The organism is Mesorhizobium sp. LCM 4577 (assembly GCF_001854795.2).
Classification (GTDB): Bacteria; Pseudomonadota; Alphaproteobacteria; order Rhizobiales; family Rhizobiaceae; genus Mesorhizobium; species Mesorhizobium plurifarium.
In genome coordinates, this window is record NZ_MDDU01000013.1 from 94,832 (window position 1) to 119,684 (window position 24,853).

A 24,853-nucleotide genomic window follows, 5' to 3' on the forward strand; every position below is an offset into this window, starting at 1 on the left:
TATGCTTCTGAGATGCCTGGCCTGTTCGAGGAATAGCGGACATTCGCGGGACAGATCGATGGCAGGCTGCGCGAGTCGTCAGCCGGCATCTGCATCGACGCGCCTCGTTCGGCTGGGCAAGCTCGGGCCGCACGGTCATCCGCGTTAGAGCAAATTCAAGGAAAAGTGTGAGCGGCTAGGCTCGGCGACTTCGCCATGGCCTTCCGTCCGGAATTGCGTAAAAACAAAGAGATAGGACGGTTCGCCGTTTCCGTGAAACGCTCAAGCCCAAGAAGCAAGCGGCGCGCTTTCGGAAAATCAGGCGCGCCGGATGATCGGAAGTTTCCGGTTTTACGGCAGCACCGAGATGCGTCCCAGAAGAGCGACCAATTCCGCCTGGCGCCTTGTCTCTGTCTTGGCAAATAGCGAGGCGAGCTGGGTGCGGATCGTGGTTCGGCTGAGCCGGCTGCGCTCGGCAATTTCCAAAGGGGCATCGCCACTTGCCAAACGCAACGCCAACTGCGTTTCGGCGCCGGTCAATCCAAACATTTTCCGCAAGGTCTCCGGATTGGGCCCCGTTCTCGGCTGGCGATCGAGAAGCGCGACAATAATCGACCCATCGGGGGTGGTAACACCCTCTTCAGTCATGATAACCGGCCGGTCGCCAGCGTTGCGGATGACGATCCAGGACAACGATCCAGCAGCAAAATGAGCCGGCACGCCAGCAATCAGGCTCCTCAGCGCCGCAGATAGATCGCCAGGCGAATCCAGGGAATCCGCACAGGCCTCGAGGATGGTTTCGGCGGCCGCATTCCATTCGAGCACTCTCTTTGCCTCACCCAGCACAAGCCACCCGCAGCCGATGCGCTCGAGCATACCGGTTATGGAGTTAAGGCACGGCCGCACACATGTGCCAGCTATGGTCGGCCTGATGGTTTTGCGAGAGGCGCTTCGCGCGAAGGTGGTTGTTGTTCTGCTGCCGGCATCGGCCGCTACCATGCCAGGCATTGCGATCGACCTCGTGTCATTCCGCCCGCTGATCAGGTTCATGGATCATCCGTCCTCGTTCTGTGCCTCTGCCATCCGTGCATGACGACCGACAGCCAGGGTGCTGGTCTTTCTTTCATAAGGACCTGATTTTTGGCGCTCTGGAAGCAGGCAGACGTACTAGTCGTGCGCTCGACGGTCTAAACTCGACGAGCTAAGCCAAAAGTTGTAGTTAGGTTGGATGGGGTTGCCGAGGAGGTACAATCGCTGTCGCGAACTCATCTGGCGTCGACGGCTGTTCTGGTCGCCACGCTGCTCTTCGAGATAAGTGTTTCCCTCGCGGGTGCCACAGACCCAGCATTCCTCGAGTTCATTCCGGGGATTGTTGTCATCGCCTTCCTGGAAAGCCGCCTGATTGCGGTCGGATCAACGCTTTTGATGGCGGCTACCGGCCTGGCTGCCCGGACGGTTGTGAAGGGCCTGCCTCTCGCCGATGACTGGGTGCGCGCAATCCTGCTTGTGCTTGCCGGGAGCATGATCRCCTTTCTTTTCGATCGGTCTAGGCAAAGCTTACAGGCCGCGCTGGACGTCAAGCTCGCGGCGGTCGAGGCTGCAGAGTCGCGTTACCGCCGGGCTTTTGAACGAGCTGCGCTGGGCTTTGCGACTGCGAACGGAAGAGGAGAATTGCTACGGCTGAACAAACGCCTCGGTGCCTTGCTCGGCTACCTCGAAGACGATCTTGTTGGGCGGCCCCTAGACGAGCTTGTCCATGAAGATGATCGAGCGCTGCTCAAGAATTCGCTCGCCGCATTGACATCTGAAGCCCCGTGGTTCGGCTCCGAAGTGCGCCTGATTAAAAAGGACGGCAGCGCACTTTGGGCCTGGTTGACGCTTTCTCTTTCTGCGTCGGACATGGCGCCGTCGGACAGCCTGTTTGTGATCGTAGATGACATAACCGAGCGAAGAGCTGACCGTGAAGCGCTCATAGCTCAAAACGAATGGCTCGACCTCGCATTGTCTGCCGGCCGGTTGGGAACCTGGCGCATAGATTATGGTCAGGACGTCATCTCGGGCTCACGTCAGTTTTGGGAGATTCTTGGATTATCCCCGATGGCATTCCGCCCACTTTCCGATCTGTCTTCGATCGTCCACCCATCGGACTGGGGTAAGCTCGCGCCGCCGCTGGGAACGAACCGGCGGGGGGTCAATTATGATGTGGAGATTCGTCTCAAGCGACCTGACGGTCAAGTCCGTTGGATCGCCTTACGGGGACGCGAGGAAAACCATGATGGCCGAGACCGGCGCATCGGCATCGCCGCGGATTTGACCGAGCGACGTCAAACGACGCTGCTGCGCGCGGCGGTAAGAAAGCAAGAAACCCTGATGCTTGAACTCCGCCACAGGTTCAGCAATCTGTTCCCTGTGATCACCGCGATTGTGAAGATGCAGGATGCGCCAGAAGGCAACATCGTGGAATTCAAAGAGACCCTCGTCGAGCGAATTCGCGCGCTCGAGGCGACGCACATGCTGCTCACGCGTAGCGCGGATCTGTCATCCACCATTCGCGATCTGGTCGTTCAGGAACTCCAGCCCTTTTCGCAAGACGGCAAGACAGCAATCACAGGCCCTGACATCAAGATTTCAGGCGGAGCGGCGGAGAGTTTTGCAATGATCATCCATGAACTCACCACCAATTCGATCAAGCATGGGGTGCTCGGCGATGCTCAGGGCAAGATTGAGGCACGTTGGGCTTTCACCTCAGGCGGGACAGGCGATGAGATTGTTTTTGACTGGATAGAAACGGGTCGCCGACGTGCGGCTCCGATCAAGCGCCAAGGTTTCGGATCGATGGTTCTTGGAGTGGACGGAACGCCCCTTGTCGGTCATTCCTCGCAGTTCGAAGTTAGGGAGGACGGGTTTCGATATTCGCTTCGACTGTCGCCAAAGCAGATTCAAGCGTAGCTTACACCGTCCCCAGCCAGGTCTTTATCAGAACTGCCGCTTCCGTTCGGTTTCGAACCCCCAATTCCCGCATGATTGCCGCAGCATGGATCTTCGTCGTAGCCTCGGYGATGTCGAGATCCCGCGCTATCTCTTTGTTGGAATATCCTTCGGCCATCAGCCTTAGTACATCCTTTTGCCGGGATGTGAGCCTTTCGAGAGCGCCGGCACCGGCGCTGCTGCCGTGGCGGATCTCGAGCACCTGATCGTGTGCTCCCAAATGTCGGGACAGGAGCGCCGGTACGTAGATGCGGCCTGCCAGGATTTCCTTGACCGCCAGCACGACCTCGTCATCACTTTGGGATTTCACAATATAGCCGTGCAGCCCCACATTGAGAGCGGTCAGGATTTCGGAACGGGAATCATTTCCCGAAACAATCGCAAACCGCGTATCCGGGTAGGCCGTTAGCACATCGCCCAGCACTTCCTGAGTGAAAAGCCCCGGCATGTTCAGGTCGAGCATTGCAAGGCTGACGCCTTCCTGTTCGGCAAGAAGGCCAACCGCGGCATCGAAGCACGCGGCCTCGAATATCTCAACGTCCTCAATGCCGGCAGTCAGCGCCGACCGTAAGCCACGCCTATAGAGACCGTGATCATCGGCGATGACAATTTTGTACATTGTACCCCAACGCACACACTTTCGGCCCGGGGACCAGGGCACGCGTCCAGAACGTTTTGCCTATAGGATTAATTCTGTGACGATGCGGGACCTGTCCGCCAAACCGGAACCCAACAGAAATGCGCCTCTTCCGGTTGAAAAGGTTACTCTGCGTTTACCATGATGCAAAGTCGGACCTTGGTCCCTGCCCATGGCGGGGCTGCGCCTGCACACGCTGTAACACCGCCTGCCAGCTCATTGTCGCGGAGCTGAGCGCGCCATTCGAACGCACGACGACAGGCCTACAGGCTGAGCGTATCTCTCGCTCAATTCGTAGCAAGTCCGGCAGATCGCGCGGCAGGAGCCGCACGATGGAGGTGTCCGGACGCTGAGCTTGATTGTTGGCCTGTGTCGGCCGTGTGCGCAGGGAGTGAGTGTCCTATGAAAGCGGTTATCCAATGCGGTGGAATGGGGATGCGTCTGCGCCCATTCACATCGGTTCTGCCAAAGCCTCTGATGCCTATCGGCTCTCGGCCGGTGCTTGAATTGCTGCTCAAATGGTTGCGGCGCAACGGCATCGAGAACGTCTACGTCACGACCGGCTATCTAGGCCATCTGATCCGCAGCGTGTGTGGCGACGGTTCGCAATGGAACCTCAAGATACGCTATACGCAGGAAATGGAACCGCTCGGGACCATCGGCCCTCTCTCCCTGATCAGGGACGAGCTGGACGAACCTTTTCTGGTCCTGAACGGCGATGTGCTTACCGATCTGAGCCTCAGCCGTTTCGTGACGGCGCATCGGGCACACAACGATCTGGTTACGATCGCGACGGCGGCGCGTGTCACCAAAATGGACTTTGGCGTCATTGACGAGGTCAATGACACCGTTCAGGTCTTTCGCGAAAAGCCCGCGCTCACGCATCTGGTGAGCATGGGAATCTACTGCATGAATCCGGCGGTTCTGCAGTTCATTCCATCGGGCATCCCCTTCGGCTTCGACGATCTCATGTTGCAAATGCTCCAGGATGGGCAGGTCGTGCACGTCTACAAGCACGAGGGTCTTTGGCTGGACATTGGCCGCGTCGAAGACTTCCAGAAGGCGCAGACGATTTCCTGGGAGGAGCAGTCAGCTTCGATAGAGGTCGCCGCGGCTGCAGCCTGAGCCGATTTTCCAGTCGCGAGTATCACCGGGAGGTTGGGATGCTCTTGGTTAGTGCTCCCTTGTTGGGTGTGCCGGAGAAGGCCGCTTTGTCGAAAGTAATCGACAGCGGCTGGCTGACGATGGGCGAACGCGTCAGGGCATTCGAAGAAGCGTTCGCCGCGATGCACGGCGCCGACGATTGTGTCGCCGTCAGTTCCTGCACCGCGGCCCTCCACCTTATTCTCCATGGACTTGGGATCGGACCCGGCGACGAGGTTCTGGTGCCCTCGTTGACATTCGTGGCGACCGTGAACGCAGTCTTGTACGTCGGCGCCAAGCCGGTCTTCATCGATATAGAATCCGACGACGTGCCTCTGATGTCGCTCGAAGATGCGGAGGCAAGCTGCACCTCCCGCACGAGGGCTGTAATCCTCGTCCATTTCGCAGGCTATCTCGCAAACAAGCTGGAGTGGCAGACATTCGCAAGCGCGCGAGGGCTCTACATTATCGAGGACGCCGCGCATGCTCCTGGCCTGAAGGAGGTTGGGACCTTTGGTGCGGGGGCGGCGTTCAGCTTCTACGGCAACAAGAACATGACCACCGCCGAAGGCGGCGCGGTCATCACGCGTGACCCAGACCTGCGGGAGAAGATTCGCCAGGCGCGTGGTCACGGCATGACCACCGGTACTCGACAGAGACTGAACAGCCGCACGCCGCAATATGACGTGACGATGCTGGGCTTCAATTATCGCATGGATGAACTGCGGGCAGCCATCGGCTTGGTTCAGCTTCGGAATTTGCAGGAATGGAATGAGGTCAGGCGCGTCCTTGTCACATTGTATCGACGCCTCATCGCCATGCGCTGTCCGGCCGTTTCCATGCCGTTTTCCGAACCGCGCCGCTCTGCCTATCACATCATGCCGATCCTGTTGCCCCGCTACGTCAACAGACAAGAGGTCATCGATGAGTTGCGGGCGCAGGGCATACAGACGACTATTCACTATCCTCCTGTGCATCAAATGACGTTCTACCGGGAGCTTTTCCCCGGAGTTCACCTGCCGCGCACCGAAGCCTTCGCTGACCGTGAACTGACCATTCCACTGCATCCGCAGATAACATCTCCCGTGGCGGAAGCAGTCGTGGACGCCCTGGCATCCGCGCTCCACAGCGGCGCCCGGGCAGGGACAGCAGCATGAACGCGTTCGACATGCCCATTGGCCGGCTTGCGATGCGCTGTGTGAGCCATGGACGTGGCCGGCGCGCTCTCGATATGATTGCCGCGTCTCTTGGTCTCATCGTCCTGTCACCGTTGATGCTGCTTATTGTAGCGGCGCTGCTGATCGAAGGCGGGCGCCCGGTGCTCTTTATTCAGCCGCGCATCGGCGCCGGCGGTCAGCTTTTCCGTATGTACAAGTTCCGAAAATTCTACCCGCAATGCGATGCGGCGGGACTAGCGCTGACGCTTGCCAACGACGCCCGCATGACGACGGTCGGCAGGTTTCTCGCTTTCAGCAAAATGGATGAGCTGCCGCAGCTGTGGAACGTCCTGAAAGGCGACATGGCCTTGGTCGGCCCGCGCCCGGAAAGTCTGTCTTTCGCCGACTGCTTCAGGGACGGTTACGAAGCTGTCCTGCAATACAAGCCCGGCCTGTTCGGTCCCGCTCAGATCATATTCCGCCATGAGGCTCATTTCTATCCTCGAGACGTCGAGCCAACAGTCTTCTACAAGGAGGTTCTGTTTCCGGCAAAGGCGAGGATCGATCTTTCATATTACGCCCGCCGGACAATCCTCTCGGACACGGCGCTCATTATTCGAGGTGTTTTCACCGTTCTCGGCGTGGCTGTGGACCGTTCGACCGGCGCGTGAGCCGTTCAAATGGTCGTTCGCAGCATTCGCCCTGCCAAAGCCAAGGAGTGCGAGGACTGTCAGGACATGACCTACAAGGGAAAGAGAGTATTGGTCACCGGGGCGGATGGCTTCATAGGCTCGCATCTGACTGAAGCGCTGGTGCGCGGCGGGGCCGATGTGACGGCATTGGCTCTCTACAATTCGTTCGACAGCCACGGGTGGCTGGATGACCTGCCGGACGATATCCGAAGCCAACTCAAGCTCGTTCGTGGCGACGTCCGCGACAGTGCCTTCCTGAATCGGATCGTACGCGGCCAAGCCGTCGTGTTTCATCTCGCGGCATTAATCGCCATCCCGTACTCCTACGCAGCCGCCCAGTCTTATGTGGAGACCAACGTCCTGGGCACTGTGAACGTGCTCGAAGCCGCTCGTCAGTGGGACACCGAGCGCATCGTGCACACCTCGACCAGCGAGGTGTATGGCACCGCTTTGACCATGCCGATCAGCGAAACCCATCCGCTGCAGGGCCAGTCGCCCTACTCAGCCTCCAAGATCGGGGCCGACATGATGGCGGAATCTTATGCCCGCTCGTTCGACGTTCCAGTCGTGGTGCTTCGTCCATTCAACACGTTCGGACCGCGGCAAAGCGAACGGGCGATTGTTCCGACGCTCATCAGGCAGGCCATCGACCCAAAATGCCAAGCCATCATGGTAGGGGACACGAGTCCGGTTCGCGACCTTACCTTCGTCGAAGACACGGCCGCGGCGTTTCTCAGCGCAGGTTCGGCCGAGCTCGAATTCGGCCATGCCTACAATGCCGGAAGCCAGCGTGCCGTGACCATATCCGACGTTCTGGACCTGGTGCTGGAGTTGAGCGGTTCCAACAAGCCGGTCCATCGTGACGAGAGCCGGTTGCGCCCGCAAAATTCCGAGGTCCGGGCACTGCTGGCGGACTCATCCCGGCTTGAGAGCGCAACAGGATGGAGGGCTCAAACGGACTTGCGCGAGGGCCTGAGACGGACCATCGCGTGGTGGCGGGCGCGCCTGAGCGCAGGGCGAGTGCGTCACGAGATGAGCTACATGACATGAGGTTTCCCACGCTTTCCGCTGTATTGCTGCTGGTTTGTGTCGCGGCATTCCTCGGCCTGCGGACGGCCGGGGGGCATGCAAGCAACACTACCCGCGGCTTCGAGGCTCCGGTGCCGATGGACCTGCCCGGGTATCTTCGTCCTGCCACCGACCCCGCATTCGGCACAAGCATTGTCCGCATCTCCAAGCCTGGTCCCCTTGGAAATGGGGTCGTTTGCGGGCCTAAATATTGCAGCCATCGCTATTCGAGCGCTCAAGCCTGGAATGCGGACCAGACATTGCTCCTGCTCGACAACGGCTGCAACGGAATGTGCTTTCTCGACGGGCACACCTATGCGGCACTGTTTTGGCGCAAAAGAGCGGGCGAATGCGAGTGGCATCCCCGAAATGCCGAATTGATGATCTGTGTTCACGACCGGGCGGTCTCGACCTGGGCGCCACGGACCAACCACGAAGACGTTCTGTTCACATCCCCGGACTACCACGATCTGCAATTCGGTCCATCGAAGGGCAATCCCAGCCGGGACGGCAGCCGCATCGCGGTCCGCGCGGTCCGCAAGGACGGCGCTGACGTCGTTTTTGCCTATGATCTGAGCCAGCGGCAGAAATTTCCGGACATCGAGCTTTCTCAGGTACCCGGAAAGGCGAGTTCCTGTACGATCTCGCCGCTCGGCAAATATATTCTGTGCTTCCAGGATCTCGTGGATGGCACGGAGCAGAGGGCTATCTTCAAGGTCGATGGCGCCTTGCATCAGAGATGGACCGACCACCATCGTCCAGGCCATGGCGATCTGACGGTCGACGCCGACGGCAGCGAAGTCTATGTCGGCATCAGCAAATCCAATCCGGACAAGTTCCAGGTCATCAAGCGCAGGCTGTCGGACGGGAAGGTGACTTCCCTGACCGTATTCGGCGAGGCGGAGCATGCGTCGACCCGGGCTATTGCCAGGGGCGACTGGGTTTTCCTGAGCTATGGCGGTGACCCGCGCGAGGTATCGGCCAATCCCGGCTGGGCCCCCTATGCGCGCGAGGTCATTGCCCTTCGCATCGACGGCAGCGGCGCTATTCGTCGCATCGTGCAGACGCGGAACCCTCCTTCCGACTACTGGAGCGAAACGCACGCCTCGCCCTCTCCGGATGGCTCCCAGGTGATCTGGTCGAGCAACTGGGGCGTGCCGGGCGGCCCGGTCTACGAGTTCGTCGCGCGCCTCGATTGGAGCGAACGCCAAAACCCCAAGGAGGTTGTCGCCAATGACCAGCCTTAGCCGGTTCTCCTTTGCGCTTCTTGCAGTCTGTGCCACAGGCTCCATGGCCGTGGCGGCCGAGACATCGACCTATCGGATTTCGCCAGGCGACACGGTCGAGATCGGAATAACCTCCATTCCCGACCGGACGCAGCGTGCCGTTGTCCAGATGGATGGCACGATCGTCCTGCCCGAAGCGGGCACGGTCTCGGTCGGCGGTCTGACGCCACCCGAATTGCAGAGCCGCATGCAAACGATCCTGCCGACCAAGATCTTCCACATCCGCATGCCCGATGGCCGCGAACAGATGGCGGTCGTAAGGCCGAGCGACGTGACGGCGATCATCGCCGAGTACCGCCCGATCTATGTGACCGGCGATGTGCTCACTCCCGGACAGCAGGCCTACCGTCCGCTGATGACCGTGCGCCAGGCGATCGCCGTCGCGGGCGGTTTCAGCCTCTTGCGCGCGCGGACCAATCAGCCTGGCCCGGATCCGACGGATCTGCGACGCGATTACGAGATGATCTGGGGAGAATACACCAGGGACTATTTCCACAGCGCGCGCCTGCGCGCGGAGCTCGACAAACAGGAAAACTTCGACACGCAGCCTCCGCAAGGATCGCCGCTTTCGCCATCGCTCGCGGCGGGGATAGCAAAGGCTGAAGCGGAAGCGCTCAAGCTCTCCCTGGACAACTTCCAGCAAGAGCAGAGCTTTGTCGAAAAGGGCGCCAAGGATGCCGCCGCGCAGATCGAGACGCTGATGAAGCGCGCGCAGGATGAAGCGGATGGCGTCAAGGCCGATGAAGAGGACCTGGAGCAGGTCACCAAGGCGTTCAAGGCTGGAAATCTGACGAACAACAGGCTCGCCGACGTCCGGCGCGCCGTCCTGCTTTCGTCCAGCCGGGCGCTGGAAACATCGGTCGAGCTGATGYGAACGCAGCGTCAGCGGGAAGACTTTGCCCGGCAGCTCGAGCGCAATGAGAACCAAAGGCGCATCGGTCTGCTCAACGAATTGCGGGACACCGAGGTTCGCCTTGCCGACATCGGCACAAGGCTTCGCGCCGCGAGCCAGAAGTTGCAGCCCGTAGGTGCGACCGCCGCGCCTCTTTCCATCGCCGGCGAGACCGTTCGAGCCCAGATGACGATCGTTCGCAACGTCGATGGGCAGTGGCGCAAGCAGGCCGCCGACGAGGACGCCGAGGTGGCGCCGGGAGATACGATCGAGGTCAGGTTCAGCAACGAATTGGAGAGCGCGGCGGCACAATAGCGCCGGCGCTTCTGCACCATTCGGCGAGCGCTGGATCCGGTTGTGGAGGCAGGTCTTGAGCCAGGACGTCGATGTCGCGGACGCCTATAACAGAGGCAGCGCGATCTTCATGGGAATGGAGATGCTTGTCGCATCCGGCGCGCTTGTGCCGAGACCGGAGACGGAGCTGCTGGGTTCGACCGCCGTCGACGTGTTGCAGCAAATGAACCTGCCGGCGCCGCGGGTGATCGACATGTGCTGCGGGGCCGGCAATCTTGCCTGTGCGATCGCCCGCCAGGTTCCGACGGCGCAGGTCTGGGCAAGCGATCTCACCGATGGATGTGTCGCGGTGGCGTGCCGGAATGTCGCCCACCATGAACTGGCCGACCGGGTGTCGGTCCAACAGGGCGATCTGTTCGACGCTCTCTCCACCTTGGTGCCTCAGGGCACCATCGATGTTGTCGTGTGCAATCCGCCCTACATCTCGGAGAAGCGGCTGGAGGGCGACCGCTCTCATCTGGTCGCGCTCGAGCCGCGCGAGGCCTTCGCGGCCGGGCCTTACGGCATCGCCATCCACATGCGCGTGGTGAGGGATGCCTTGCGGTATCTGCGGCCGGGCGGAGCCCTCCTGTTCGAGGTCGGCCTTGGCCAGGACCGCCAGGTGGCAAGCCTGCTGGAGCGCAGCAAAGGCTACGAGGACATCGGCGTCGTCACCAACCGCGCCGGCGAGGCGCGTGTCGTGCTCGGATACGCCAAGCCGCAGCCCTAAGCGCCTCGCAGGTCGGCTTATCCCCTCTTGCGTGCGATGAACTGCGCTATGCCCTGGATGGAATCGAGGTTCTCGGGGAGCAACTCACTGTCCTCCACGGCGATGCCGAAAGTCTCCTCGATGAAGCCGATGATCTCGAGCACGCCCGTGGAATCGACGATGCCCTGATCGAGCAGCGATTCCGTGGCGCTGAGCGATTTCACGTCGGCGATGTAGAAGTTCGAAGCCAGGAAATCGCGGATTTGTTTGGTGTAGATATCGCCCGAGGGCTTCGTTGCCAAAAAATTATCCATAACCACCCTCCGATAAAAACTGAATACTTTCCGCGCCGTCCAACAGGCGCTACGAGAGAGCCACCTTCTTGAGTTTCCCTGTATCCGTCCTCGGCAGGCTGGGCACGATGACGATGGACTTCGGGACCATGAAGTTTTCCAGCCGCTTCTGGCATTCCATCCGAAGCTGCCGCTCACCGACAATGCGGCCTTGCTCGATCACGACAAAGGCCTTCACGGCCTGGCCGAGAATCTCGTCGGGCACGCCAACCACCGCAGCCTCCTTGACGCCCGGAATGTTCATCAGCACGTTTTCCACTTCCTTGGGCGCAACCTTCTCGCCCCGCGATTTTATGATCTCGTCGCCGCGGCCGATGAAATAGAGATAGCCCTCCTCATCCATCCGGCAGTAGTCGCCGGTGTAGAGCACCTGCTCGCCTGGCAAGGGGCCGGGCTTGAGCTTCCTGGCAGTCGCTTCCGGTTTGCCCCAGTAGCCCTTCATCACCGTCGCGCCACGGATGACAAGCTGGCCGACAGTTCCGGGTTCGACGCGTCGGTCATTGTCGTCGACGATCCACATCTCGGTGTTTGGGATCGCGATCCCCACGCTCAGCGGTTTTCGTTCGAGATCTTCCGGCGGCAGATAGGTGCAGCGCTTGCACTCGGTGAGGCCGTACATCGAATAGATGCGGGCGCCTTTAAACAGCTCCCTGAGCATGGTGATGTGCTTGAGCGGCAAGGCGGCCGCCGTGTTGGTGACATAGCGGATGCTCGAGAAGTCGTGATCCTTCAGGGACTTGAGCTCCGCCAGCGAGGCGAAGATGGTGGGCACGCCGGGGAAGCCCGTGATCCTCTCGTCCTTGATGACCTGAAGGATCTGCGCCGGAAACGCGAAGGAGCGCTCGAGAACCAGCCGCGCGCCGGTGCGGAACGCCATCAGCATCTGGTAGAGGCCATAGTCGAAGGCGAGGGGCAGGACATCGAGGATCACCTCGTCTTCGCGAAGCTCCAGATATGAGGCTATCGAGGTGCATGCCGTCGTCATATTGCGGTGCGTCAGCATCACGCCCTTGGGCTCTCCCGTTGACCCGGACGTGTAGATGATCGCGGCAAGATCGATGTCGATCGATTTGCGTTTCGGCGCGGCCGGCATTCTTTCGGCGGCCGTTTCCCAGCGTACCGCGTGCGGCAGCCGGCTGAGCTCGTCGTCCTCGATCGGCCCTGACACGATCACCTGGCGCAGCGAGCGACACGTGTGCGCCGGCTCGCCGAACACTGAGCGCAGATGCCGGTCGGTGATCAGCGCCGCCGGCCGGCAATCATTCAGCAGGTAATCGAGCTTGTCGCTTTTGGTGAGGGGGTTGACGATGCACACGACGGCGTTTGCCTTCAGCACCGCCCAGAAGCTGACAACCGTCTCGACCGTGTTGTCGGCGAAGATCATCACCCGATCGCCGCGTTGCACGCCGGCGCCCACCAGGCACTGCCCGATTCCATTGGAACATTCGTCGAGTTCGGCGTAGGTGACACGCCGCCCGTTGCAGACCAGCGCCACCTTGTCGCCGAGCCGGCCGGCCGAGTGGATCAGATAATCATGCAGGAGCGGTACGGCGCCGTGGATCATGCCAACTCCCTTTCGCGATGCTCGTAGTCGACGTCGATGCTGAGATCTGGGTTCGTCACGCCGGCGGGGCGGGTCACGACGAACTGCTGATGGAGAAGCTGCGTCGACAGCACGCCAACCAAGGCCATGTTGTCGGAATTCGACATGTCGCCCCCGCCCGTCCGAGCCCGGCACTTCCCGACCAGCCGGTTCACCGACTGGGGGTCGAAGACGCCGGCCGTCCGCACCGCCGTTTCGGACAGGRCATCACCAATGTAGGCCGGCGCGCCGTCGGTAAAGAAACTCAGCGCGTTCGGCGCACGGTAGGGCTGCTTCTTCCGGGCGACGACCTGCGGCGGCAGGACCGGCGCCGCGACGCGCTTCAGCACGTGCTTCTCGTCGAGGCCGCGCAGCTTGTAGGAATCCGGAAGCGCATTCGCCAAGGTGACGACGTTGTCGTCGAGGAAGGGAAAGCGGCCCTCGATGGAGTGAGCCATCAGCATCCTGTCGCCTTGCGAGGAGAGCAGGTAGCCCGACATCAGAGTCCGGATCTCGATATGCTGATCCTGGGCGAGGGGACTCCAGCGCGGAAATTCGGCCGGCAGCGTCGAGAGCAGTTCGCTCACCGCATCGCGGCGCTCGGAGGCAGCCCGCATATCGGGGCAGAACAGCCGCTTGATGGCGCTGGTCGTGCGCCAGCGCGTGTCATGCGCAAATCCGGCCGCGGCATGGGCCTCGATATTGCGGCTGAAGAACTGCCGGGCCAGTGCCTGCTGGTGGACCGGCGAGCGCGACAGATATGGATAGAGCCGCTCAAGCAAGCGGGCGCGCTTGATCGAGGCCGGCTGGCGTCCCCAGAAGCGGCGTACCTTGCCCTCGCGGAACAGGTCATAACCGGCAAACATCTCGTCGGCGCCTTCACCGGTCAGCACGACTTTGATGCCGCGTTCCCGCACGAGCCTCGACAGCAGGAAGAGTGGTGCGGGCGCAGTCCTGAGGATTGGCCGCTCGGTGTGACGGATCACCTCGGGAAAGACTGCGGCTATATCGTCGCGGGAAACGACTATCTCGTGGTGTTCGCTCCCAGTGGCGTCCGCGACGAGGCGCTGGAATTCGGTCTCGTCATATTCGGCATCGGCAAAACGCAGCGAGAAGGTCTGGAAGCGCTCGCCGGCGAAGCGCCTTCCGAGCGTGGCGACAAGGGAGCTGTCGAGTCCGCCTGAAAGATAGCAGCCCACCGGCACATCGGCTTGCACGATTCGCAAGGCCGTGGCGCCTTCCAGCATCAGCCGCACTTCCTCCACCGCCTCGCCCAGGGAGCCGCCAAACCGATCCCGGGCCTCGCCATCGATTTCCGGAAAGCGCGGTTGCCAGAACGGGTATTCTCGCGCCGCGTCGTTCTCATAGAGGCGCACGTGTCCGGGCGAGAGTTCCCGGATGCCCTGGAACACGTTCTGCGGAGCAACAGCCGTCCACATGGTGAAGGTCTGATCGATGCCCGCCGGATCGAACGCGCGCGGGATCGACATCTCGGCGGCGAAAATCGCTTTGACTTCGCTCGCAAAGAACAAGCAGCCGCCATGCTCGCAAAAATGCAGCGGGCAAATGCCGTAGCGATCGCGCGACAGCACCAGCCGGCCCGCAGCCGGGTCCCAGATCGCCAGCGCCMATTGGCCGTTCATACGTTCGAAGGCTGCCTCGCCCCACTCCCGATAGGCATGCAGGACGACTTCGGTATCGCTGCGGGTGCGGAACCGATGGCCGAGGGCGAACAGCCTGTCGCGCAGCTCGAGATAGTTGAAAATCTCACCATTGAAGACGATCCACGCCGGACCATCAGAGTCGGCGAGGGGTTGCTGCCCATGCTGAAGATCGACGACCGACAAGCGGGCATGCGCCAGCCCGGCGCGTCTGTCGCGGTAGAGCCCCCGTTCGTCGGGACCGCGATGCGCAAGCGCGCCGGCCATGCGCAACAATGCCTCGCGCGAAGGCGGTTTGGCGGTGGCGTTCAGCGCCAGTATTCCGGCGATCCCGCACATCGGCGTCAGTCCACATCCATCGGCACGGACGGCAAGGGCCTAGCATGCAGATAGCGCGCAGCCCGGCGCTTCGCTTCGATGTCCTTGAAGACCTTCTCGACCTGGCCGCCGGTCAGGCCCGCAATGGCTGCGACCTCGTCGGCGCATAGCCCATGATTGACGCCATAGAGGCATAGATCCGTCAGATGGTAAGGCAGCGCGAAGTAGAATTCCTCCTGGCTTTGCGCCATGGAGAATGTATCGGTGGTCGGCGGCCTGCGGCGGATTTCTTCGTCCACACCGAGATACTCGGCCAATTGGTAGACCTGCGTTTTGTACAGGTGCACGATTGGCATGACGTCCGCGATGCCATCGCCTTGCTTGACGAAGAAACCCTGGTCGTATTCGAGCCGGTTCGGCGTTCCGGCAACAGCGTAGCCCAGGCGATCCGCATGATAATATTCGGTCATCTTGCGGATGCGCTGCTTGTAATTGGTCGCGGCGACGATCTGCAGATAGGCCGCCAAGGGCAGCCGAACCGTGCTGACCTTGCCTTCCGGATCCTGGACCGTGAGACGGGTGATGTTGAGGCCTTGGCTCTCCAGAACCGAGGTCAGCACCAGCTTGCATTTCCATCCTTCGTCATACTCCGGAACGACGGAGCGGATCGCCTCGACCTGCCGGCGATAGGCGCCGATGGCATCGAGCGCCGGGGCGATGTCTTCGACCAGAGTATCGATGCCGAGCTGAGCCGCGATGACGCGTCCGAGTCTCAGCGAGTCTCCCGAGGAGTCGCGCTCCGGCATGAAGAGACCCAGCACCTTATCCTTGCCGAAGGCGCGCACGCATAAGGAGGCTACGACGGAACTGTCGATGCCGCCCGACAGGCCGACCACCACCCCGCGCCGCCGAAGCGTGACCAGAACCTGCTCGCGCGTCGAAGACACGATGCGGTCCGCCTCCGCGGCTGCGTCCAACGCCAGTGCTTCCTTAGTGAATCCCGAGATCACGTCGACTGGCCCTCCAATTGCAGGGTCTCGGCCGTCGAATAGGTTCGCAAAACGGCCTTCTCGATCAGCGGACGGTTGGTCGCGACGTGAGGCTCCACGACGAGGTCGATATGTGTGCCGACAATCGGAATCACCTGCAGGTCGCGAAACACCTGATCCCATCCGATGGCGTGGGACATGCCCGGGCGGGCACAGCGAAACAGCGTCCCTTGGATCGGAAGCGCTGGCTTGGGTTTCTCCAGCCAGCGGAAAAATGCGCGAGCCCGCAAAACCTCCTGCAGTTCCAGCTTGATGCGAAAGCAGGCTCCGTTGAACTGGCCTTCGGTGTAGCGGTCGATCGCACCGGCGAGACGAACTTCGTGACCCATTCTGACCGCGATCTTCGCCAGGGCGCGGCAGGCGACGCGCTGGAACGATATGCGGTTGGACCGGAGCCGGCGCATTGTGCGGGTGACAGTGTCCCACAAGCGGCTTCGCTCGCCCTCGAGGCTTGTATCGAGGATGCCGATGAACTTGACCGACCGCCCGGTCTTGAGCAGGCGCACCGCTACTTCCAGCGCGACGGCTCCGCCCAGCGAGTGGCCCAGAAGCCTGACATGGCCCGACGGCTGAGCGCGGTTGATTTGTTGGATCGCGGCGTCTGCCATGCTGGCGAGATCGCTCTGTCCGCGCAGGATGGGAGCGAGGCCGGGGTACCTGATTGGAACTACCTTCGCGGTTTTTCCCATGGCGGACGCGAAGGCGGCAAGGCTTGGACCGTAGCCGACGGATCCGGGAAACAGGAAAAGCAGCGGCGGGTTATGCTCGGGAGCGGCTTTGCCGGATGCGGCTGCCTGCGCCGCGACGACAGCCTTCACCATCTCGCCCGCGCTCATCCCGACAGTGAAACTCTCAAGCCCGAGTTCCTGGCCGATGAGATTCTCGATCTCCATCACGCAGTGCAGGAGCTTCAACGAATCTCCTCCGGCCTCGTCCCACCTGCCTACGGCCGCCCTGGTGTTGAGAACCTTGCCCCATGCCTTCTGCACCACCTTACCCGCCGCCGAATCGGCGTCCGAACCTGGCTGATCGGCGACGGTAACCGGCCTCCTGGCGAGGAGATCCATTTTGCCAAGTTTGACGAGGTCGATCTTTCCGCCATCGAGGCAGGGGATTTCGCTCACGCGGTGGAGCCGCAGGGGCCGCAGCGCTGGAGGCAGCGTGTCGGCGATCAGCCGGCGCAGGCCCTCCACAAAATCCGGACCCGCGGCATCGCCCGGAATGGCGAATGCGACAAGTTCGGCTGCCTCCGTCACGATTGCCACAGTGTCCTGAACCGACGGAGCGGATCGCAGCACTCTTTCGAGCTCGGCCGGCTCGATGCGCCGCCCGTTGATCTTTATCTGCCGCCCCTTCCGGCCAATGATCCTCAGCAAACCATCGTCGTCCAAACGCACGAGATCACCGGTCGGAAAAATCCGCTCGCGCGGATTGGCGCTGTCCGCATCGACAGGGATGACGGCGCCATTTTCCCAATGCCCAAGCAGGACATAGGGGCTCTTGATCACGAGCTCTCCCGTTTCACCGGGCGGGACGACGCGTCCCTCCTCATTGACAATCGAGAACGCGATTCCCGGCAAAAGCCGCCCAACGGGCACGTCCGGTTCGGCGTCCGGCGGTTCCGATGGCACAAACCACTGCGATCCCGTGGTCTCCGTGGACGAGTAGCCGATCTGGATGAGGCAATGCGGCGGGACGGCTTTGCGCAGAATGGCGATGTCGGACCACAGCACTTTCTCGCCGCCGACGCGGACGACCCGAAGCGAGCTGAACGTAGCGGCGCTGGCATCCGCCATCAACGCTCGCAGCAAGGCGGGTACGATGTATGTGATTGTCGTGCCCTGGTCCTGCATCCGCGCGCGGACGCCACGCAGCCCGACCGCCTCCAGTTCAACGAGCTGCAACGTGGCCCCGGTGAGGACGGCGGCCAGGATCTCACGGCAGCCAGCTATCGTGGCCAGGCCCGACAAGGGGAGAAAAACATCGTCTGAATTGATGTGACACGCCTCGACATATTGTTGCACGCGCCACAGCAAGCTGCGCTGGCTGTTGACGATGCCCTTTGGCCGCCCTGTGCTGCCTGAGGTATAGAGAACGATGGCCGGCGCATCGACCGAAGGCGGCGGAAGGGGAGTTGCCAACAGCTCGCGATCGGAGGCTGAACTTACGCCGATGTCGATCCATTGGACGTCCATAGGCAGATCGCTTGGCCTGTCACCGATGCCCAGCATCGCCGAGAGCCTGGCCGCCGACACGATCTCCCTGATCCGGGGACCGGGATCTCTCGCATTTAACGGAATCGAGATCCGTCCGGCTGCCATGGTCGCGAGCATGGCGACGACGCTCCAGACGGAACTTGGCTGGCAGATTCCAACCGGCCCGCCTTCGGGAACGGCATTCGCAACGCGCCGGGATAGGATTTCGACGACGGCGCCGAGCGCCGAATAGGAGAGTTCGTCCGCGCCGTCATTGATGGCGATCTTCTGCGGATGTTGCCTGGCGAGGGTTTCCAGCCGAGGACCAATGCCGATATCCGCAAACCCGGTTGGCAAAGGCAGATATGGCCGCAGGGCAGGCCCGCCCCGGTCCAGGGCATAGTCGCGCACCTCTGCCCACCTGGGCGGCTCCGGTGGAGGAGGAGCCTCATCAAGATCCTGATCCGCCGCTTGTGCCTTCACATATGCCGGGAGCATGGCTTGCCTGAGCTAGAGATGAAGTTTGGTTATGGCTCTGCTCAAGAGATGTTTCATCGATCATTCTGATGATGCTTCCGGGGACAAAGAGAGGCGAGGGTGGAAACGGGTGTGAATCGGGTCACAGCTTAACGTTAGGGATATGCCGTGACATCAAATAGGCCTGCTCTTGTCACCGGCGCAGCGGGTTTCATAGGCTTTCATCTATGCCGGAGACTGCTTTCCGACGGTTGGCAAGTTGTCGGCCTCGATTCCATGAATGAATACTACGACATCAACCTGAAGCGGGCCCGGCTCGATCAGTTGGAAGAATTTCCACATTTCCGGTTCGAGCATGTCGACCTCGCCGATCGCGACCGCGTTTCGGCGCTCTTTGCCTCGGTTGGTCCGGAAATCGTCGTCAATCTCGCAGCCCAGGCCGGCGTTCGTCATTCGCTCACCAATCCCTACGCTTACGGCGAAGGTAATCTGAGCGGATTCCTCAATGTCCTGGAAGGATGCCGCCAAGCCTCGGTCGGCCACCTTGTCTATGCGTCCTCGAGCTCGATCTATGGCGGCAGCACGCGAATGCCGTTCTCCGTTCACGATTCTGTCGATCACCCGCTCAGTCTCTACGCTGCCACCAAGAGGGCCAACGAGTTGATGGCCCATACCTACAGTCATCTTCTCCGACTGCCGACGACTGGTTTGCGGTTCTTCACGGTCTACGGGCCGTGGGGCCGCCCGGATATGGCCCTGTTCATCTTCACCAAGGCCATACTTGCGGGTGAGCCTATCGACGTCTTCAACCACGGCAACATGCAGCGAGACTTCACCTATATCGATGACGTCATCGAGGGCTTGATCCGCATCATGCAACTGCCCGCCACGCCCAACAAGGAATGGAGCAGTGCCGCGCCTGATCCCGCGACGAGCAGCGCGCCGTTCAGGATCCACAACATCGGCGGCAGTTCGCCAGTTGAGCTGAATCACTTGATCGAACTGCTGGAAGACGCGCTGGGCAAAAAAGCGAAACGCAACTCCATGCCGCTTCAGCCGGGTGACGTGCCCGCGACCTGCGCCGATGTCAGCTCACTTGAGCAAGCGACTGGCTTCAGGCCGAGAATTCCGATCGAGATCGGGGTCCGGCGTTTCGTGGAATGGTATCGGGATTTTTATCGAGCCTGATCCGGACTGCCCCGGTATCCCGCCGCAGTCGCAGTTGGCGATACCGACCGAAGATACGTCTTCGCAACCATCCAACGTGGCAAGATCATACGGAACGATACGGGGAGGCTCGAGTTTTTGATCCACAAAAAAGGCCAGTGAAATCAATCGCTTTAATATGTCCTCCGGGCCCACCATTATTTATCAATCGCTTATAGGATGCTTCGCCACCCGGTTCGCCGAGGGTTGGCTAACCATCCGTAAGCCATTGATTTACGGCAGTTCGAGCCAGATCAAGGCCCGGCGCCTGGCGATTCTGTGCAACGCTGAACCGCTCCAGGACCGAGCGGACAGGCTCCTGGAATGTTCATAGCCACTCCGCGTCTTACGAGCGGCGATCCTGAAAACGGTTCCAGGCATGCATGCGATTGGCGATTTGCACCGCGATCGGATGAAACGGAATCGGATTCATGCTGGTGACCGGTAGCGACATCTGCTCGTCGGTGCGGCGGCCTGCCGCCCAGCGGCCGATCTCCTGGCCGAGCGACATCGAAAGCGCCACGCCGCGGCCTGAATATACGCCGCCGAACACAAGGCCAGGAGCCAACCGGTAGAGACGAGGCCTGCGATCGGGCACCACCGCGAAGGTGCCGTGCCAGTATTCCACCATCTCGGGCTCGCCGCCGAAGGCCTGGAATGCCTTGCCGAGCATACGCGAGACCTTGGCGCGGCCGCGGTCGGCTTCATCCAACCAGAATGTATGCGTGCCGCCGCTGACCAGCCGGTTATCGCGGTCGTAATGGAAGTATCGGAGATCCCGGCGCATGTCGGACACGGCCGGGTTGCCGACAAGAATTCTGGCGCGCAATTCATCCGACAGCGGACCGGTCGCAGCCTGGAACACCTTGAAGGGCACCAGCGTCTTCTTCAGGCCCGGCCAGATGTCGCCGGTCAGCGCGTTGGTCGCCAGGATCACCTGCGGCGCGCTGACGCTGCCCGATCCRGTGAAGACGCGCCAGCCGCCTTGCAGGCGTTCCATCCTAGTCGCGCGGGAGTTCTCATGGATGGTCACGCCTTCGCGCTCCAGGGCGGCCGCGAGACCGATCGTCATGGCGAACGGATTGATGTGACCCGAATTGTTGACCATCCAACCGCCGAGATAGGGGCTGCCGATGCGAGCACTGACTTCTGCGCGGTCAAGCCAGGACACGTCTGCGCCGAAGGCTTTCCACTCGTCGTGGAACTGGCGGGCGCGGGCAAGGGTGGCCTCGGTGTGGGCGGGCTGGATCCAGCCTTCCTGCACCTGATGGGCATCGATGTTGAAGCGCTGCATCAGGCCGAAGGCGACGCCGGCGGCGTCCGCCACCATGCGGTTGTAGCGGGAGCCGACGGCCTTGCCGTAGACGGCTTCGAATTCCGAGGGCGATGCCTTCGAGTGATGCGAGATGACGAGGCCGTTGTTGCGGCCGGAAGCAGCCGATCCGATCTCATTGCCTTCCAGCAGTATGACGTCGACGCCGCTGTCGCGCGCGCCGAGCGCCGCGGCCATGCCGGTGAAGCCGCCACCGACGACCAGCACGTCTGTTTGCAGATCGCCTTGGAGCGCCGGCGCCGTCTCGCGCGACTTCGCGGTCTTGCGCCACAGATGCGGCGTCTTCCAGTCGACCTCAAACATGAAGGACAGTCTCGTTGACGCCGCCAAGGTAATGCTCGCTCAGCGCGGAGTGCTCGGCCATTTCCTGTGCCGGCCCGTGAAGCTTCACCTTGCCTGTGTTGAGAAGATAGGCGTAGTCGCCGCATTCCAGTGCGAGCTGGACGTTTTGCTCGACGAGCAGGATAGAGATGCCGTTGCGCGACAGGTCCAGGATGATGCGGAATATCTGATGGACGATCTTAGGCGCGAGGCCAAGGGACGGCTCGTCGAGCATCAGCAGCTTCGGTTCGGCCATCAGCGCGCGGCCGATTGCCAGCATCTGCTGCTGTCCGCCCGACATCCGGCTCGCCACGCTGTTGCGGCGCTCCTTCAGCACCGGGAAGAGATCGAACGCCTCGGCGCGCAGCGCCTCAAAGCTCCTTCCCGCTCGGCGGATGTGAGCGGCGACAAGGTTCTCCTCGACCGTCAGCCGCTGGAAGATCTGGCGGCCTTCCGGGCAATGGGTGATGCCGAGGCGCACGACCTGCTCCGGACGCATACCGGTGATGTCGCGCCCTTCGAAGGTAATCGAACCCGCGGTCGGTCGTGCGACGCCGGAGATGGAGTTGAGCAACGTCGTCTTGCCCGCGCCGTTCGGACCAAGCACGACGACGATCTCGTTTGGATCGACCTCGATATCGATGTTTTCAAGAACGCCGACGCGCCCGTATCCCGAGCTGAGCCCGGCGATCCTGAGCAGCGGCCCGGATGTCGTCGATGTCATTGGCGGTTCCCAGATAGGCGAGTTGGACGTCGGGGCTCGCCTGCACCTCGGCGGGCGTGCCCTGGAACAGAAGCTTGCCGTGATGCATGACGATGATGTTGTCGCAGAGCGACATGACCAGATCCATGTCGTGCTCGACGATAATGGTGATCCGGTCGGGCAGGCGCTGGGCCGCGAGCCTCGCGGTCAGCTCCGCCGTCTCGTGATGGTTGAGGCCGGCGGCCGGCTCGTCGAGCAGCAGCACGCGTGGATCACACACGAGGGCGCGGGCGATTTCCAGCATGCGCTGGCGGCCGTAGGGAAGGCTTCCGGCTTCGGCCTGCGCGTAGCCCTGCAGATCGAAGAGGCGCAGGATCTCCATGCATTTCTCACGGCGTCTTTCGCGTCTGGCTGCGGCATAGGGTGGCCACATCACTTCCTTCAAGGTGCCGCCGACATCGGCCGGGTAGAAGCACACTTCGAGGTTTTCGAGCACCGTCATCTGGTCGAAAAGCCGGATGTTCTGGTAAGTGCGGGCCACGCCGGAATTGGCGATCTGATACTTCTTCAGCGTGTCGAGGCGCTTGCCGTCGAGCGCGATCGATCCCGCCGAGACGCTGTAGGAGCCGGCGGTCATGTTGATGAGCGTCGACTTGCCGGCGCCGTTCGGTCCGATCACGCCGTGGATGAGCCCGGGAGCGAAGGAGGCCGTCACGTCGTCGATGGCGACGACCTGRCCATATTGCTTTCGCAGTCTGTCGAAGGTGAGCGTCATTTGCCGAAGAGCCTCCGGATGAGCTTGTCCGGGCCGAAGCTGCGCGGCACGATTCCCGCCGGTCGCACGATGATCAGGAAGATCATCAACAACCCCAGGAAAAGGATGCGCCATTCCGCGAACTCGCGCAGCACCTCCGGCAAGAGCATCAGGATCGTTGCGCCTGCGACGATGCCCAGAATGTTGCCGATGCCGCCGACCACGATCATCAGCACGATCAGCACCGATTCCTGCAGCGTGAAGCTCTCCGGGCTGACGAAGCGCTGGGAGGCGGCGAAGATCGCTCCCGCGATCGACCCGATCGTCGCAGACGTGGCGAAGGCGGCAAGCTTGGCGTTGGTCGTGTTTATGCCGATGCCGCGCGCGGCGTCCTGATCTTCGCGGATGGCCGCCCAGGCCTTGCCGAGGATGGAGCGCTCCAGCCGCCAGACCAGTGTGCCGACCACGAGCACGGTGATGAGCAATAGCCAGAAGAAATCGATCGGACGGGCGACCTGGATGCCGAGGATCGACGCCTTGTCGAGGCGCGCTATGCCCTTCGGTCCGCCGGTAAGCCAGTCGAGATTGTTGATGATGATGCGGATGATCTCGCCGAAGCCGAGCGTGACGATGGCGAGGTAGTCGCCGCGCAATCTCAGCACCGGTATGCCGAGCAATATGCCGGTGACCGCGCCGAGGCAGGCTGCGACCAGCAGGATGAGCAGGAACGGCCAGTGCAGGTCGAGCTGCGGGCTGGCGAGCAGCGCGTAGCTGTATGCTCCGACCGCATAGAAGGCGACGAAGCCGAGATCGAGCAGTCCCGCATAGCCGATCACGATGTTCAGCCCGATGCCGAGCRGAATGTAGATCAGCAGGCTGTTGATGACACGGACGTAGTAGTTGGGCAGGAAAGGTGTCGCTACGATCAACGCGATCGCGATGGCGAAGAAGAGGAACGAAATGGCCCGTCCTGAACGCGGCTTGGCGGCGGCGAGGGTCTCGGCGACGGACATCAGAACTCCCTCTTGTATACGATGCTTTCCTCGGAAACGGCCTCGCCCAGAATGCCGGCGGGACGGATCAGGAGCACGAGTATGAGGATCGCGAAGGACAGCACGTCGCGGTATTCGGTGCCGAGCACGCCATGGGTGACGATGGGCAGCAGCGCCGTTCCGCCAACCTCGACGAAGGCGAGGATGAAGGCGCCGAGCATGGCGCCTGGAATGGAGCCGATGCCGCCGAGGATCGCCGCGGTAAAGGCCTTCAAGCCGATGACGGCGCCCATGGTCGGCGTCATGATGCCGTAGTAGCTGGCGTAGAGGATGYCGCCGGCCGCGCCGAGCAGCGGCCCGACGAAGAACACCATGGATATCGCGCCGTTGACGTTAATGCCCAGAAGCTGGGCCGTGGGCCGGCTTTCCGAGACGGCGCGCACGATGATGCCGATGCGGCTGCGGTTGACGAGGAAATGCAGGCCGAACATCAGCGCGAAGGCGGCGATCAGGATGCCGATCTGCACCGAGCTGACCGTGCCGCCCATCACCTCGTAGCGGACGGCGGGAAAGAAGCTCGGAAAGGCGACAGGCTGTGGACCGGCAAGAATCTGGATGCCGGTGACCAGCGAGAGCGATACGCCGAGCGAGGAGAGCATCGGCGCGAGACGCGTGGAATTCCTCAGGGGCTTATAGGCAATCCGTTCGATGCCGACACCGATGACACCCACCAGGAAGATGGCGAGGACGAAGGCCGCGGTAAGCGCAATCGCGCCGGCGCCGCCCACGGTGCCGATCAGCATGCTGAGCACCAGGAAAGCCACGTAGGCGCCGAGCATGAACATTTCGCCATGGGCGAAATTGATCATGCGCAGCACGCCGTAGACCATCGTGTAGCCGAGAGCGATCAGCGCGTAGATGGAGCCTATCGTCAGGGCATTGACCGTTTGTTGGATGAGGCTTCCCAGCATGGACCGGCATCCTGTGCAGTAGGTTTCGCGCGGCTGGCGCAGCCGGGGAAAGAA

The 24,853-nt window shown here is 61.7% G+C and carries 21 protein-coding genes and 1 pseudogene; 10 read left to right on the top strand and 12 right to left on the bottom strand.

The window, feature by feature from the left end; translation table 11 throughout:
* Positions 1–330 precede the first annotated feature (330 nt).
* A complete protein-coding gene (locus LCM4577_RS15735) occupies positions 331–1,029 on the bottom strand; it encodes a helix-turn-helix transcriptional regulator (protein ID WP_071072096.1) in 699 nt (232 codons plus the stop codon).
* Between the two features lie 174 nt (positions 1,030–1,203).
* Here LCM4577_RS15735 and LCM4577_RS15740 point away from each other — a divergent pair, with 174 nt between their 5' ends.
* On the top strand, positions 1,204–2,928 hold the full coding sequence (locus LCM4577_RS15740) for a sensor histidine kinase (protein WP_071072098.1): 1,725 nt from the start codon (positions 1,204–1,206) through the stop codon (positions 2,926–2,928).
* Between the two features lies 1 nt (position 2,929).
* Here LCM4577_RS15740 and LCM4577_RS15745 read toward each other — a convergent pair whose 3' ends face one another.
* On the bottom strand, positions 2,930–3,586 hold the full coding sequence (locus LCM4577_RS15745) for a response regulator transcription factor (protein ID WP_071072100.1): 657 nt from the start codon (positions 3,584–3,586) through the stop codon (positions 2,930–2,932).
* Positions 3,587–4,006: 420 nt separating this feature from the next.
* On the opposite strand from LCM4577_RS15745, the gene LCM4577_RS15750 reads away from it, so the two are divergent.
* The 8 genes and pseudogenes from LCM4577_RS15750 (at position 4,007) to LCM4577_RS15785 (ending at position 10,905) form a co-directional block, all read left to right on the top strand.
* On the top strand, positions 4,007–4,729 hold the full coding sequence (locus LCM4577_RS15750) for a sugar phosphate nucleotidyltransferase (protein ID WP_040983683.1): 723 nt from the start codon (positions 4,007–4,009) through the stop codon (positions 4,727–4,729).
* A gap of 38 nt (positions 4,730–4,767) precedes the next feature.
* Positions 4,768–5,904 (top strand): DegT/DnrJ/EryC1/StrS aminotransferase family protein, encoded by a 1,137-nt coding sequence (locus LCM4577_RS15755; RefSeq protein WP_040983685.1) that lies wholly within the window; start codon positions 4,768–4,770, stop codon positions 5,902–5,904.
* Positions 5,901–6,575: a sugar transferase gene (locus tag LCM4577_RS15760; RefSeq protein ID WP_071030486.1), complete on the top strand. Its 675-nt coding sequence runs from the start codon at positions 5,901–5,903 to the stop codon at positions 6,573–6,575. The genes LCM4577_RS15755 and LCM4577_RS15760 overlap by 4 nt, the downstream gene beginning before the upstream one ends.
* A 66-nt stretch (positions 6,576–6,641) precedes the next feature.
* Positions 6,642–7,646 carry an SDR family NAD(P)-dependent oxidoreductase gene (locus LCM4577_RS15765; protein ID WP_071072515.1) on the top strand — a complete coding sequence of 335 codons (1,005 nt, stop codon included), beginning with the start codon at positions 6,642–6,644 and terminating at the stop codon, positions 7,644–7,646.
* On the top strand, positions 7,643–8,911 hold the full coding sequence (locus LCM4577_RS15770) for a hypothetical protein (protein WP_071072102.1): 1,269 nt from the start codon (positions 7,643–7,645) through the stop codon (positions 8,909–8,911). The genes LCM4577_RS15765 and LCM4577_RS15770 overlap by 4 nt, the downstream gene beginning before the upstream one ends.
* A gap of 43 nt (positions 8,912–8,954) precedes the next feature.
* A pseudogene (locus LCM4577_RS15775) lies at positions 8,955–9,146 on the top strand (polysaccharide biosynthesis/export family protein); the annotation flags it as partial.
* 75 nt (positions 9,147–9,221) lie between these two features.
* A complete protein-coding gene (locus LCM4577_RS15780) occupies positions 9,222–10,157 on the top strand; it encodes a sugar ABC transporter substrate-binding protein (RefSeq protein WP_244508355.1) in 936 nt (311 codons plus the stop codon).
* A 55-nt stretch (positions 10,158–10,212) separates the two neighbouring features.
* Positions 10,213–10,905: a HemK/PrmC family methyltransferase gene (locus tag LCM4577_RS15785; protein ID WP_071030483.1), complete on the top strand. Its 693-nt coding sequence runs from the start codon at positions 10,213–10,215 to the stop codon at positions 10,903–10,905.
* Positions 10,906–10,922: 17 nt separating this feature from the next.
* Here LCM4577_RS15785 and LCM4577_RS15790 read toward each other — a convergent pair whose 3' ends face one another.
* From LCM4577_RS15790 to LCM4577_RS15810, 5 genes are all read right to left on the bottom strand, one after another.
* A complete protein-coding gene (locus tag LCM4577_RS15790) occupies positions 10,923–11,186 on the bottom strand; it encodes an acyl carrier protein (RefSeq protein WP_244508336.1) in 264 nt (87 codons plus the stop codon).
* Between the two features lie 61 nt (positions 11,187–11,247).
* On the bottom strand, positions 11,248–12,801 hold the full coding sequence (locus LCM4577_RS15795) for a class I adenylate-forming enzyme family protein (RefSeq protein WP_071072106.1): 1,554 nt from the start codon (positions 12,799–12,801) through the stop codon (positions 11,248–11,250).
* A complete protein-coding gene (asnB, locus tag LCM4577_RS15800) occupies positions 12,798–14,819 on the bottom strand; it encodes an asparagine synthase (glutamine-hydrolyzing) (protein ID WP_071072108.1) in 2,022 nt (673 codons plus the stop codon). Before asnB ends, LCM4577_RS15795 begins: the two co-directional genes overlap by 4 nt.
* A gap of 5 nt (positions 14,820–14,824) precedes the next feature.
* Positions 14,825–15,808, bottom strand: coding sequence for an NAD(+) synthase (gene nadE / locus LCM4577_RS15805; protein WP_040983701.1), 984 nt, complete (start codon positions 15,806–15,808; stop codon positions 14,825–14,827).
* Complete coding sequence (locus LCM4577_RS15810) at positions 15,805–18,453, bottom strand: AMP-binding protein (protein ID WP_338012034.1); 2,649 nt, start codon at positions 18,451–18,453, stop codon at positions 15,805–15,807. The genes nadE and LCM4577_RS15810 overlap by 4 nt, the downstream gene beginning before the upstream one ends.
* 234 nt (positions 18,454–18,687) lie before the next feature.
* Between LCM4577_RS15810 and LCM4577_RS15815 the strand changes: the two genes are divergently transcribed.
* The gene (locus tag LCM4577_RS15815; protein WP_071072113.1) at positions 18,688–19,707 is read left to right on the top strand and encodes an NAD-dependent epimerase; all 1,020 of its coding nucleotides are present in this window, start codon (positions 18,688–18,690) and stop codon (positions 19,705–19,707) included.
* A 364-nt stretch (positions 19,708–20,071) separates the two neighbouring features.
* On the opposite strand, the gene LCM4577_RS15820 is transcribed toward LCM4577_RS15815, so the two are convergent.
* The 5 genes from LCM4577_RS15820 to LCM4577_RS15840 are packed head-to-tail and all read right to left on the bottom strand — an operon-like array spanning position 20,072 to position 24,799.
* Entirely contained in the window at positions 20,072–21,361 is a 1,290-nt protein-coding gene (locus tag LCM4577_RS15820) for an FAD-binding oxidoreductase (RefSeq protein ID WP_071030475.1), read from the bottom strand.
* On the bottom strand, positions 21,354–22,103 hold the full coding sequence (locus tag LCM4577_RS15825; RefSeq protein ID WP_082037130.1) for an ABC transporter ATP-binding protein: 750 nt from the start codon (positions 22,101–22,103) through the stop codon (positions 21,354–21,356). Before LCM4577_RS15825 ends, LCM4577_RS15820 begins: the two co-directional genes overlap by 8 nt.
* Positions 22,027–22,857, bottom strand: a complete 831-nt coding sequence (locus LCM4577_RS15830; protein ID WP_041005892.1) for an ABC transporter ATP-binding protein — start codon at positions 22,855–22,857, stop codon at positions 22,027–22,029. The genes LCM4577_RS15825 and LCM4577_RS15830 overlap by 77 nt, the downstream gene beginning before the upstream one ends.
* The gene (locus LCM4577_RS15835) at positions 22,854–23,849 is read right to left on the bottom strand and encodes a branched-chain amino acid ABC transporter permease (protein ID WP_071072115.1); all 996 of its coding nucleotides are present in this window, start codon (positions 23,847–23,849) and stop codon (positions 22,854–22,856) included. The genes LCM4577_RS15830 and LCM4577_RS15835 overlap by 4 nt, the downstream gene beginning before the upstream one ends.
* Positions 23,849–24,799, bottom strand: a complete 951-nt coding sequence (locus LCM4577_RS15840) for a branched-chain amino acid ABC transporter permease (protein ID WP_244508337.1) — start codon at positions 24,797–24,799, stop codon at positions 23,849–23,851. Before LCM4577_RS15840 ends, LCM4577_RS15835 begins: the two co-directional genes overlap by 1 nt.
* Between the last annotated feature and the right edge of the window lie 54 nt (positions 24,800–24,853).

What these genes read in the sequence shown, in the direction of transcription:
- LCM4577_RS15750 (WP_040983683.1), top strand. Translation starts at nt 4,007, where the DNA reads ATGAAAGCGGTTATCCAATGCGGTGGAATGGGGATGCGTCTGCGCCCA.
- LCM4577_RS15825 (WP_082037130.1), bottom strand. Translation starts at nt 22,103, where the DNA reads ATGACATCGACGACATCCGGGCCGCTGCTCAGGATCGCCGGGCTCAGC.
- LCM4577_RS15770 (WP_071072102.1), top strand. Translation starts at nt 7,643, where the DNA reads ATGAGGTTTCCCACGCTTTCCGCTGTATTGCTGCTGGTTTGTGTCGCG.
- LCM4577_RS15765 (WP_071072515.1), top strand. Translation starts at nt 6,642, where the DNA reads ATGACCTACAAGGGAAAGAGAGTATTGGTCACCGGGGCGGATGGCTTC.
- LCM4577_RS15755 (WP_040983685.1), top strand. Translation starts at nt 4,768, where the DNA reads ATGCTCTTGGTTAGTGCTCCCTTGTTGGGTGTGCCGGAGAAGGCCGCT.
- LCM4577_RS15735 (WP_071072096.1), bottom strand. Translation starts at nt 1,029, where the DNA reads ATGAACCTGATCAGCGGGCGGAATGACACGAGGTCGATCGCAATGCCT.
- LCM4577_RS15760 (WP_071030486.1), top strand. Translation starts at nt 5,901, where the DNA reads ATGAACGCGTTCGACATGCCCATTGGCCGGCTTGCGATGCGCTGTGTG.
- LCM4577_RS15795 (WP_071072106.1), bottom strand. Translation starts at nt 12,801, where the DNA reads ATGATCCACGGCGCCGTACCGCTCCTGCATGATTATCTGATCCACTCG.